This is a genomic window from Halomonas colorata, assembly GCF_014897985.1.
GTDB classification, from domain to species: Bacteria; Pseudomonadota; Gammaproteobacteria; order Pseudomonadales; family Halomonadaceae; genus Vreelandella; species Vreelandella colorata.
Window position 1 is genome coordinate 18,125 of sequence record NZ_JABUZA010000013.1, and the last position, 12,505, is coordinate 30,629.

The 12,505-nt window shown below is 54.1% G+C and carries 8 protein-coding genes; 6 read left to right on the forward strand and 2 right to left on the reverse strand.

Going from position 1 to position 12,505, the window contains the following annotated elements; translation table 11 throughout:
• Positions 1 to 187: 187 nt before the first annotated feature.
• Genes queC through INT33_RS08780 form a run of 4 tightly spaced genes read left to right on the forward strand, consistent with a single transcriptional unit; the run spans position 188 to position 2,659 of the window.
• Entirely contained in the window at positions 188 to 901 is a 714-nt protein-coding gene (gene queC, locus INT33_RS08765) for a 7-cyano-7-deazaguanine synthase QueC (protein WP_192538251.1), read from the forward strand.
• Entirely contained in the window at positions 901 to 1,545 is a 645-nt protein-coding gene (gene queE, locus INT33_RS08770) for a 7-carboxy-7-deazaguanine synthase (protein WP_193091664.1), read from the forward strand. The genes queC and queE overlap by 1 nt, the downstream gene beginning before the upstream one ends.
• Entirely contained in the window at positions 1,545 to 2,378 is an 834-nt protein-coding gene (locus INT33_RS08775; RefSeq protein WP_193091665.1) for a 6-pyruvoyl trahydropterin synthase family protein, read from the forward strand. The genes queE and INT33_RS08775 overlap by 1 nt, the downstream gene beginning before the upstream one ends.
• Positions 2,375 to 2,659: a YkgJ family cysteine cluster protein gene (locus INT33_RS08780; protein WP_193091666.1), complete on the forward strand. Its 285-nt coding sequence runs from the start codon at positions 2,375 to 2,377 to the stop codon at positions 2,657 to 2,659. Before INT33_RS08775 ends, INT33_RS08780 begins: the two co-directional genes overlap by 4 nt.
• Positions 2,660 to 2,668: 9 nt before the next feature.
• Here INT33_RS08780 and INT33_RS08785 read toward each other — a convergent pair whose 3' ends face one another.
• Both INT33_RS08785 and miaE read right to left on the reverse strand, forming a co-directional pair.
• Positions 2,669 to 6,568, reverse strand: coding sequence for an AAA family ATPase (locus INT33_RS08785; protein ID WP_193091667.1), 3,900 nt, complete (start codon positions 6,566 to 6,568; stop codon positions 2,669 to 2,671).
• 30 nt (positions 6,569 to 6,598) lie between these two features.
• Positions 6,599 to 7,255, reverse strand: coding sequence for a tRNA-(ms[2]io[6]A)-hydroxylase (gene miaE / locus INT33_RS08790; RefSeq protein WP_193091668.1), 657 nt, complete (start codon positions 7,253 to 7,255; stop codon positions 6,599 to 6,601).
• Between the two features lie 541 nt (positions 7,256 to 7,796).
• Between miaE and acnB the strand changes: the two genes are divergently transcribed.
• Both acnB and INT33_RS08800 read left to right on the forward strand, forming a co-directional pair.
• Positions 7,797 to 10,400 (forward strand): bifunctional aconitate hydratase 2/2-methylisocitrate dehydratase, encoded by a 2,604-nt coding sequence (gene acnB, locus INT33_RS08795; RefSeq protein WP_193091669.1) that lies wholly within the window; start codon positions 7,797 to 7,799, stop codon positions 10,398 to 10,400.
• Between the two features lie 190 nt (positions 10,401 to 10,590).
• Entirely contained in the window at positions 10,591 to 12,477 is a 1,887-nt protein-coding gene (locus tag INT33_RS08800) for a glycerophosphodiester phosphodiesterase family protein (RefSeq protein WP_193091670.1), read from the forward strand.
• Positions 12,478 to 12,505 lie beyond the last annotated feature (28 nt).

Genomic DNA, 12,505 nt, shown 5'->3' on the forward strand with positions numbered 1-12,505 from the left:
TGACGTTTCGCGGTAGTTGTCTTGCAACGTCAAACGCCCAAAATATCGAATAAAAATAGCAGCCATCAGGACTCGAGCTGGTCAGATGCGCTCTCATTGCGTAAACTGCCGCCCTTCCGGACCGGACCCCGGCACTTTGTTCAGCGCTTGCGCTGCACGAAAAATTCTCCGACAACGAGTATCAAGTATGTCTAGCACTTCTTCTACCCCCTCTGTTTTACCGACCTCCACAGTGGTCATTTATTCTGGCGGCATGGATTCCTACACGGTACTCCATCGCGCGATCCGCGAAGGCTTGAATGTTCATGCTCTGTCATTCAACTATGGACAGCGCCATGCCCGCGAGCTAGATGTCGCCGCACGTGTTTGCACACAGCTGGCGATCCCCCACCAAATCGTGGACATTCGAGCTATCCACGGTTTGATTGATAATTCAGCGTTGACCAATCCCGATCAAGTTATGCCCACGGGTGACTACGCGGATGATAATTTACGTGCCACCGTTGTCCCCAACCGGAATATGATTCTGTTGTCCTTGGCGATTGCCAAGGCGGTCAATATCGGTGCAGGTCGTGTAGATTATGGCGCCCATGGCGGTGATCACGTTTTATACCCCGATTGCCGGCCTGAGTTTGTCGATGCCATGAACAGTGTTGCGGGCATTGCCAACTTCGAGCCTGTATCACTGCACGCCCCTTACCTGCGCACGTCCAAAGCCGATATTTTGCGTGAAGGCCTCGCCATGGGGTTGGACTATCAACATACCTGGACCTGCTATGAAGGGCGCGAACTGGCCTGCGGTGAGTGCGGTAGCTGCCGTGAACGCCTGGACGCCTTTACGGCGAACAATGCCGTCGACCCACTGCCTTACGCTCCTCAAATTCTCCAGGAAAGCCGCTGATGTATCACGTCAAAGAAGCCTTCTACACCTTGCAGGGTGAAGGAGCGCAAGCGGGTCGTGCGAGCGTCTTTTGCCGCTTCAGCGGGTGTAATTTGTGGTCGGGGCGTGAGGCTGATCGCGCCACCGCAAAATGCACGTTCTGCGATACGGATTTTATCGGCACCGATGGGCAAAATGGTGGGCGGTTCACAACGGCGGCTGATTTAGCCGCTCACATCCGTGCGCTATGGCCAAGAGACGCTTCAAACGCCGTACCGTACGTGGTGTTTACCGGCGGAGAGCCACTGCTCCAGCTGGATGCGTCATTAATAGACATGCTCCATGATGAAGGCTTTGAAATCGCCGTTGAAACCAACGGCACGTTACCGCCCCCCCCCGGCATTGATTGGCTATGCGTGAGCCCAAAGGGCAATAACGCACTGGCAGTTAGCGGGGGAAGTGAATTGAAACTGGTCTTTCCGCAAGTGGATGCACCGCCTGAGCAGTTTAAACACCTGGCTTTTGACCATTTCTTTTTGCAACCCATGGATGTAAGCCCGCTGGGACAGCAAGCCGATACCATTGCCAGTACTACACAGTATTGCATGGCCAATCCTCAGTGGCGCCTTTCGCTTCAAATGCACAAAATAGCAGGGTTTGACTAATGGCTTTATTTGTAAATCAGTTAACCCATATCGATGTGTCTTTATGGTGCCCTCAGCGTGGGCTTGTAGGCTGTAGCTGGCAGGTGGACGCACTGCTTGAAGGAGCGCTGGGTGAAGACGGCATGCTGTTTGATTTTGGCGAAGTAAAGCCCTGGATCAAGCGCACCCTGGATGGTGGGCTTGATCATACGCTGCTGATTCCTACCCAAGCGCCGGGCATTACCGTCACCGAGTGTGACGAAGGCCTTTGCATTCGCACGACGACCCCCTACCCCATGGAAGTGCGCGGGCCTGCCGAAGCGTTTAGCCTACTTGCCTGGGAAAGCGTTACGCTTGAACAGGTAGCCAAGTATTTAAGCCACGCGCTAACCGAGCAGCGCCCAGCCAACGTTGATCGCGTCACGCTGACGTTGAGTGATGAGGCGATTAGCGGGGCAGCCTATGGCTATAGCCATGGCCTGAAACGCCACTTGGGTAACTGCCAGCGGATTGCCCATGGGCACCGCTCACGGCTTGCTATCTGGCAATCGGGTAAGCGTCAATCGGGGTTAGAAACACACTGGGCCAACTGGCTGGATAACCGGTATCTGCTCGAACAGGCCGATATTGAACATCAGGATGATGAGTTTTTAACCTGCCGCTACCAGGCCGCCCAGGGGGCTTTTTCCATTCGCCTGCCGATAAACCGCTGCGCGGCCCTTCCAGGGCCCACCACGGTTGAAAATATCGCTATTTGGCTGGCACGAAGCATCGCTCACGATAGTGGTCAGGCAACCCGTGTGCAGGCATTCGAGGGCATTAATAAAGGTGCGTTTGCGGAAGCGGCTCCATGAGCAATGACGATATCATTGTAAAACAGCCAGCAGGCTGCCGGGCGGGATGTGGCGCATGCTGTATCGCGCCTTCCATCAGCTCAGCGATTCCCGGTATGCCTCAGGGCAAGCCCGCCGGGATGCGCTGCATTCAGTTAGATGACGACAATTTATGCCGCCTGTTTGATGATCCAAGCAGGCCCAAGGTCTGCGGCAACTTTCATTTTGATATCAGCATATGTGGCGAGCAACGCGATCAAGCGCTCGCCACATTGGCCTACCTTGAGGCCGAGACACGCTAAGGCCTCAGATTACTCGTCTATTCCCACGGGCTGGGTTAAACGCCGATCAAGAAGGCTTACCCAGCGCACAAGCACCGGCGCATCGCTGTGGCTAACATCCTTCAATAAATGCCTAAAGGCCTCTTTCGCTTGAAGATCGCTCGGCTCGATATGTGTCAGCCATAGTTCCAATGCCTCTAATTCCTGATGCCGATTACCATGCTCACGCGACTGGTTAATTGCCATTTCGGCAAGCGCTTTAACCTCGTTGGCGGGATGACCAAGCTGATGACGTACTTTCGCCAGTAGCGTGGCAAGTTCCGGTAAAAATAGCGTTGTTCGATCACGGGCGATAATCAGGCACTGGTCGAGATAGTCTTCAGCGACCTGCAGCTCCCCAAGCTCAATACAGGCATCGATATACCATAGAGAAGGCCGCTGATATCGGTCGCGCCCTTTAAGCTCGGTCATTTGATCCAGGCTTTCACGAATCTGGATAAGGCCATTCTGATCACCTGCCAAGGCACGTTGCCAGCCAATCACGGCCTGCGCGGAAATTTGCCATAGCTGTAAATCGGGCGTACCGGTCATGGCCGCGGCGCGCTCGGCATGACGTGCCGCAAGGTGCACATGGCCAAGCTGCCTATATAAGGCGGCCGCGAAGAGCAGCGCCATGGCCAGAGTACCTGGATGACCAATTTTTTCCGCCAAGCGTAGCGCCGCCGAGACTTGGCGCTCTGCACGCTGGTAATCCCCCCGCAAGCAAAGAGTCCAACCCTGAAAACAGGCGGCGGTGACCTGGGGATGATCCGAGAACGGCAGCCACTCGATCATCATCTGGGCATTAAGTGGATCAATCTCATCTAAATGGTCGTGAGCTTGCTGAATACGCCCTGCCCAATACTCACACTGCGCCCGCGCATAATCCGCTAGGCGTCGATAACGTGGGTCTTCTAGGCGTTCGGCAATGTCGGTAAGAGTAGAAGCCAGCGCAAAGGCATCCGCGTGGGCATAGCGCTGGCTGCGCCCCACCCACAAACCCCACTTCACCAGGAACACCTGCTCTAGTTCTTCGGGGTCATCCAGCATATCGCTCCCTGACTCCCGCAGCAGCTCGCGGGCACGCACAAAGCTTTCATGAGCAATGGGTGAACCGTGCCCTTCCAAAGCAAACGCCGCTTGGCCACGCACCGTGAGCAGACTGACCTCACGCTCTACTTGATGCTCGACGTGGCGTAAGCTAGCTAACCCGGCATCGGCCATACGCAGCGCCGTACGGTTGGCACTTACCTTCAGTGCTTCACGTGCAGACAGCTCAAAATAACGCGCCCCACGCGCATAATGCCCGCTTCTGCGTAGGTGGGTTGCAAAATCGCCCGGGTGGCGACTAATCCACATTGGAAAACGCTCTTCGATAAGCGTGACGACCTGCTGGTGAAGCTTAACGCGCACATCGCGTGGGCAGGAAAGATAGGCGGCCTCTTGCAGCAGCTGATGACTAAACTGATACTCCTGCTCGCCTTCTTCCTTATTGACGGGTTCGATAATCTCTAACTGGCGCATGTGCTCAATCGCTTGCGCTAACCGGCTGTGCTCCCAACCGCTGCATTCGAGCAGGAAATCCAACCGAAAGCGTCGACCCAGTACTGCGGCCACATGGGCAATCGCACGATCTATCTCCAACTGATCGATGCGGCTGGCCAATAGGCCAAGCAGCCCCTTGGGTAGCTCATCGAAGTGAACGCTACGTCCTTCGCGGCGATCCATATCCAGACGTCGGCAAATTTCCTGCATATAAAGCGGAACGCCATCGCAGCGTTCAATAACCTGATTGCGCAGCCGTGGGCTTAAATGGATGCGGTAACGTCGCGACAGCTGGGACAGTAATCGCGATGACTGTAAAGCATCTAGCTTGCCCAGATTGATTTGCTGATCCCAATGCAGCTTGACCGGCAATGGTTCACGCCCATGATGGCTTGCGACCAGCATAAAGGCGGTATTGATAGGCAGGCGTGCCTGCAGTCCTGCCAACACTTTAAAGGAAGGCTCATCGATCCACTGTAAATCATCAATCATCAATGCCAGCGTGCGCTCCTGGGTTTGATGATCGATCAACCCGTGAAGTAGCTGCACAACCAACTCCACCGCCTCGCCATTTTGGGCAAGCTGGGTCACTTCCTGAACATCACGAACCCCAAGCGCTTCCTCAAGCAAATGTTGACGACTTTCATTGGCCTGCGTTAGGCCCAGCGCTGCCTGCAGGTTAGTCAGGGTTTCCAGCGTAGGGGGCGCATCCAGATACCAAGCCACCAAATGACGCGCCATGCCATAGGGCTCAAGTACCGATAATCGGGTCGTCGGCTGCCAGCAAATCGACGCATCTCGGCTCAGCTCCAGTTGACGAAAGCCCACCATTAACGCAGATTTACCCATGCCTGAAGCGCCACGTACCAATACACTCTGACGCAAACCAATACCGGCCCTGGCCAGCGCATCACGAAGCGTGCGCAGTGACGTTTCGCGGCCCACTAAGCTTGGCGGTAACGCATCCCGCCCGCCTTCATTCTGGCCTAGCACCAGCGCGCGTAAGCGTACGCGCCCATCGCTTGCCACCAGGCGGGATACCAGGCGAGGCTGTAGATCAAGTGCTGGCGGCATGTGCTGGCTCGCTTCTTGGGAAATCACCAGCTCACTGCCTTCGGCGGCGCTCATCAGCTCCAGGGACACCTGAGTCACTTGGCCCAGAGGGTCGGCTAGCTGGCGCTCGGGCAGATAGACCACCTGTCCGCTATTTAATCCAGCCGCTAGCTCAAAGGTGGGAGGCTCGCCCTCGCCTTCCCAATAGCGTGCCGACTCCTGAGGAAGCGCTTGCTGGCAGTGTTCGTATAGTGCTACAAGCTCGGCAAGCTGATGCGCTGGGCCGTGGGTACCAAAACAGGCAAGCCCTAACCCTCCGGTCGCACCAGGTAGCCAAAAGCCGCCCAGGTGATGGCACTGTTGTTCAAGCCAGCGCAATAATTCCAGCTGCAATGCCAAGCAGTTGCGTGTTGCCGTGCGCTCCTGCCAGTCGCCTCGCAGGCGTAGACGAATCGCCATTACGGAAAGCTGGCGAAGCTCAATTTCATCATCACGCAGAGGTTTGCTGTCCGCCGCCAATACGCGAGAAAAAGCCCCTTGAGGGCTCATGGCGCGTGGGTCGTGTGATCCATCTGACCAATAGCTGGCTAATTGTAAAAAACTGGGTTCAGGCTGCTGCCCGGAAAGTGCCAAGAGCTGCAAATAGCCGTTGTACTGTTCATGCGCAGCGGCAATTTGATTCTGCTCAGCAAGTTGACGTACCCAGCGCTCATGAAACGGCGCATATCCCGAAAAACGGCTAACCAAGCCTTCAAGCATGGTATCCGGCACGCCTTCATGAGCCTCCAACACCTGCTCCGCAAACCGAATGACACGCTGGCGCCATTCGTTGCGTACCTGCACGAGCCAACGCTGAAATTCGCTACAGTTGGCCAGCTGAAGTTCCTCTACTAGATCCCCCTGATAGCAGGTTAGTAGCGCTTCCAGCGTCGCTAAATCTCGAGGTCCTTCCAGCAACTGTTGCAGCTCATGCAAATCAACCCGCCAAGAGGCTGGCAGCTGGAACGCAATAGTTTGCCGCGAAACGTTCAGTATCTGCTCAGCGTTACTACCTAACGAATGGCGCAGGCAGTGCAGCGCATGACGTAAGTTGGTTCGTCCAGACGAAAGCCCCTGATCAGGCCAAAGCAGCTCAGCCAGAACCGCGCGATTAACCGGCTGACGATGAAGCAACAAATACACCAACAATGCTTTGACTTTGTCATAGCTAAAGTGGGTCAGCACATCATCACCCTGGGAAAGGGAAAAATGACCAAAGAGGATTAGCTGATCAGACTCACGAGCATCGTGCATGATACATATCCTGCCTGGGCTAGCGGTGCGTTAAGCAGGCACACCGCTATGAAAACGAAAAGCCGTATCGGGTGACGTTACCAGCTCTGCTTCTTGGGCGACAAAAAAAGCGATTCTTTCATCAATTAAATCCTTTGTTTGCTGCCGAGCAAGCAAGAGATAGTCTTCAAAATGGCGCCCTTCAGACTTCACCAATGTACGGTAGAATTTGGCTAGTTCTTCATCCAAGTACGGGATTAATCGCGCGAAGCGCTCACAGCTACGCGCTTCGATTAACGCCCCAATAATCAACACGTCAATCAAGCGCTCGGGATCATTACTGCGCACATGGCGCCGTAAACCTTCAGCATAACGCGAGGCCGTTAAATGCCGGTATTTCACGCCACGCTGTTCCATCAAGCCGACCACCTGCTCAAAATGCAGAAGTTCTTCGCGTGCCAGCTGTGACATTTTGCTTAATAAAAGGTGCTGATCTACATAGCGATACAACAAGCTCATCGCAGTCGAGGCCGCTTTTTTCTCACATTGAGCGTGATCAATAAGCAAGATTTCTGGATTAATCATTGCCCACTGAAGCCAGCTGTCAGGCGTTTGACAGGCAAGAAATTCGTTAAGGCTTTTGGGGAGCAGATCATCTGCTTGCACAATATGATCAGCTGTTTCTAACACACCAAGTTGTATCGACATAACATTCTTCCGAGCGTTTATTTCACTATTGTACAACATATAAACGCTGAGGGCGTTTGACCTATCTCATTACCTATATACTAAAACTTGTATACCCAATAAATCACCTACGTAAGCGCGACGTAATACTTTTTGTATAGTAAAAAGCCAATATCAAAAATAACGCCTGTTACATAATCAGGCTTTTTTCAGGCCAAGAGCAAAATACACTTAGCGTTTTAAAGCGTAGGTTATGGTAACGCGCTGTAACGCCAACCGCATCTTTATCGCCATATTGATGAACCGTTTTTAGCTAAAATGGTGCTACCTTAGCTGCCAATTATATTAAAATACCATTATTATCAAATACTTAATTACAATCTCAACATAAAGTGCAACATTCCTGCCAACCCTTCTTCTTAACATTGTCGACAGTTTCCCGTAGAATCTGTGCCATCCAACCAGACGCTGTTTGTCAAGCGTATGTCATGTGTCCGAGCGCACGCTTTAATACCGTGAAAGTGTGTGTTCGCCACCATAAAGCAGATGAGAGGGCCCCAACGTGCTTGAAGCATATCGCCAACATGTCGAGGAACGCGCCGCCGAGGGCGTACCCGCCAAGCCTTTAAACGCCGAGCAAGTTGCCGCCTTGATTGAGCTTTTGAAAACCCCTCCGGCCGGTGAAGAAGAATTCATCCTTGACCTGATTACCAACCGGGTTCCGCCGGGTGTTGATGAAGCCGCTTATGTAAAAGCGGGCTTTCTTACCGCTATCGCCAAATGCGAAGCTTCCTCGCCGCTGATCGATAAAATCCATGCAGTCAAGCTGCTGGGTACGATGCAAGGCGGTTACAACATCGTTTCCATGGTCGAGCTTCTGGATAACGAAGAGCTTGCCCGCGAAGCCGGCGAACAGCTCAAGCACACCCTGCTGATGTTTGACGCCTTCCACGATGTCGAAGAGCGCGCCAAAAATGGCAACAGCGTTGCCAAGGACGTTATTCAGTCCTGGGCTGAAGCAGAGTGGTTCCTTTCCAAGCCTGCTTTGGAAGAAAAGATCACCCTGACCGTCTTCAAGGTACCGGGTGAGACCAACACCGATGACCTGTCACCAGCCCCCGATGCCTGGTCGCGCCCGGATATCCCTTTGCACGCCAATGCCATGCTCAAAAACGAGCGTGACGGCATTGTGCCTGAAGTACCCGGCTCCATGGGCCCGCTCAAGCAGATTGAAGAAGTTAAAGCCAAGGGCTTCCCGGTCGCTTACGTTGGTGACGTAGTGGGTACCGGTTCTTCACGCAAATCAGCCACCAACTCTGTGCTGTGGTTCTTTGGTGACGACATCCCTTACGTTCCCAACAAGCGCGCTGGCGGCTTCTGCTTTGGCAGCAAGATTGCTCCGATCTTCTTCAACACCATGGAAGATTCCGGTGCGCTTCCGGTTGAGCTGGACGTCACCAAGCTGGCAATGGGCGATGTGATCGACGTTTACCCCTATGCAGGCAAAGTATGCAAGCACGGCACCGACGAAGTAATCACCACCTTTGAACTGAAGACCCAGCTGATTCTGGATGAAGTACGTGCTGGCGGCCGTATTCCGTTGATTATCGGCCGCGGCCTTACGGGCAAAGCACGCGAGTCTTTAGGTTTGGAAGCGTCTGACTTATTCCGTCTGCCCGACCAGCCCAAGGACACCGGCAAAGGCTTTACCCTGGCGCAGAAAATGGTCGGCAAGGCGTGCGGCCTGGAAGGCGTTCGTCCGGGTATGTACTGCGAACCTAAAATGTCCACGGTCGGCTCTCAGGACACCACGGGCCCGATGACCCGTGACGAACTGAAAGATCTGGCTTGTTTAGGCTTCCAGGCTGACTTGGTCATGCAGTCGTTCTGTCACACTGCCGCTTATCCCAAGCCGGTTGACGTGGACACTCACCACACCCTGCCTGACTTCATCATGAACCGTGGTGGTGTATCGCTGCGTCCTGGCGACGGTATCATCCACAGCTGGCTGAACCGTATGCTGCTGCCTGACACAGTGGGCACCGGTGGCGACTCGCACACCCGTTTCCCGCTGGGTATCTCGTTCCCGGCCGGTTCTGGCCTGGTTGCGTTCGCAGCCGCTACCGGCGTTATGCCGCTGGATATGCCGGAATCCGTACTGGTTCGCTTTAAAGGCAAGCGCCAGCCTGGCGTTACCCTGCGCGACCTGGTTCACGCCATTCCGCTTTACGGTATTAAGCAGGGCCTTCTGACGGTTGATAAAGCCAACAAGAAGAATGCGTTCTCTGGCCGCGTACTGGAAATCGAAGGCCTTGAAGACCTGACGGTCGAGCAGGCGTTCGAACTTTCCGATGCCTCTGCCGAGCGCTCTGCCGCGGGCTGTACCATTACGCTGTCGGATGAGAGCGTCACTGAGTACCTGAAATCCAACATCACCCTGCTCAAGTGGATGATTGCCAACGGCTACGGCGATGAACGTACGATTAGTCGTCGTATCGAAGGCATGGAAGCATGGCTTGCTAACCCGAGCCTGATGCGCGCCGATGCCGACGCTGAATACGCCGAAGTGATCGAAATTGATCTGTCCGAGATCAAAGAGCCGGTACTTTGCGCGCCTAACGATCCTGACGACGCTCGCTTGCTCTCTGATGTAGCCGGCGAAAAAATTGACGAAGTCTTTATCGGCTCGTGCATGACCAACATTGGTCACTTCCGCGCAGCAGGTAAACTTCTTGAAAAGCAGCCTGCAGGCAGCCTGAAAACTCGCCTGTGGCTGGCACCGCCGACCAAAATGGACCAGCACCAGTTGACCGAAGAGGGCTACTACGGCATTTATGGTCGTGCCGGTGCGCGTATGGAAATGCCGGGATGTTCACTGTGTATGGGTAACCAGGCGCGCGTTGCGGCAAAAAGCACCGTAGTGTCTACGTCTACACGTAACTTCCCGAACCGTTTAGGTGATGGTGCCAACGTGTACCTCGCCTCAGCGGAACTAGCCGCCGTTGCTGCGGTTGAAGGTCGCCTGCCAAGCGTTGAAGAGTATCAGCGTTACATGAGTGAATTTGACGCCATGGCGGGAGAGATCTATCGTTACATGAACTTCCACGAAATTGAGGAATATCAGAAGATTGCCTCAAACGTGATCCCGGTTGCTCAAGAAGCGTAACCACTCTATCGCCGATGCTCGCAACATCACAGAAGAGATGACGATTCATTACTTCTGAGTCGATGACCGAACGCCCCACACGATACATAGTTGTGGGGCGTTTTTTTATACTCAATACCTTGAGTAGCCACTTGCGAGCGCCCCCAGATACTGCCAATCTGTGGAATCATCCTAATGATTTAAAAAGACAATGCAGCCACTGACCCACCTTGGCTCCGCCTTACTAAAAACACTGCGTGACCATCTGCGGCCCTTGATCGCCTATCATCTGTTTTTTACGCTACTAGCCTCAGCTTTGTTATTACCCTTAATTGGATGGATAACTCAGGGCATGCTTGCCCAGTTAAAGCGCACGGTCGTCACCAACGATGAGTTGATCAGCCTGATATTCAGCCCCTTGGGTCTTGCTGGCATGCTGGTAGGTCTGGGCTTTACGTTTTTGATCATTTACTGGCAACAGGCAGGCATGCTGCAGGTCGCCGTGCGCCCGCGCGGTAATCATTACCGGCTTGCCTTTGAGGCACTCTGGCTAAGCTTTCGCCGCGTGCCTGCACTTGCTGGGCTGGTTGTCCTTCAGGTAGGTACGCATCTGCTGCTGCTGGCACCCTTTATGGCGGGCCTCGCCTGGCTTTATGACGTTTGGCTAAGCGGCATTGACCCTTACTACCTACAGCGCGTAAAGCCGCCTGTGCTCTGGTACTTTATCGCCTGTGCCCTTCCGCTTGTGTTTACCTGGATGGGGTTAGCCGCCTGGCTTTATTTACGCTGGCTGCTGGCGCTCCCTCTGGTAGCCCTGGAAAACTGCCACCCGCTACACGCTCTAAAGCGCAGCGTGTATTTGACGCGCGGATGGCACCGCTCGATAGGCGCCGCCGTACTTACCCTGCTACTGCTTATTATTGCGCTACCTATTGTCACGACCATCGCGTTTGACACGCTGGTAACACCGTTGCTCTGGTGGTTACCCGAACATAACGCGTTTTTGATCCCGGCCATGTTTGCCTATTTGACCGGCTATCTGCTGTTAACCCTGGCGATCACTTTTATCGGCATTGTGGCCAACGCGCTGCTTTGCGCCTGTTTGTACCTTCAGTTAGCTCACCGTGAGATGCGCCCAGCGCCCCCACCCGAAAGCGCCAGCCCTGGCCGTTTCGCTTGGGCTGTGGAGCTTAGCGTTCTGCTCTTTGCTGGCTTACAGGCCTGGTGGATTTTAAATAGCTTCGAACTACGCGATAACGTCGAGGTGATCGCTCACCGCGGCAGCTCCATGGTAGCGCCCGAAAACACCCTGGCGGCCGTGGATCAGGCCCTGATTGACAAGGCCGATTATGTTGAGCTGGATGTACGCCTGACGGCCGATGAGCAGGTCATGATTTACCATGATCGCAGCCTAGCAAGATTAACCGGTGATGATCGCGAATTTGGCGATCTGACTCGCGAGGAACTTAGCCAATATGATATAGGCAGCTGGTTCGGGGATGCCTTTCAAAATGAACCCATAGCAAGCCTTGAAGAAGTCCTGGACCACGTACGGGGTAAAGCCGGATTAATGATTGATATGAAGTCATTGCCCGGCCAAGAGCAGGCGCTCGCTAACGCTGTAATTGAGCAGCTACGATCAGAAACGGATTTCCGTTACGCGTGCTGGGCTGCAAGCAACAATCCTTTAGCTGCTTATGGGCAGTGTGGCTTTCCTGATGCGCTCAGAGATATGCGGGTTGCCACCGTATCACCTACGCTGGTCACGTATATAAAAGATTACGTTCCTGAACTGCGTGTCACGCTGCTTGCCCAGCTGATTCTGCCCGGCACATTAGACAGGCGCAGCTTCGATGCATTAGGGCTTCGCCATAACCGCATTAGTGAAGAGGAAGTGCGTCTGGCAGCGCTTTATGGCTATGAAATACACGCCTGGACGGTGAACGACCGTGCCCGCATGTCAACGCTAATTGATTTAGGCGTTGACGCTATCATTACGGATCACCCAAGCCGCCTACGTGAGCTTATTGAGGAGCGCCAAGCGCTAAGTGATGGGTCGTTGCTGCTAGTGAAACTGCGTAATTGGCTGCGTCAGTGACGCGCAAGACGGGCTAAACTGCCTGTTT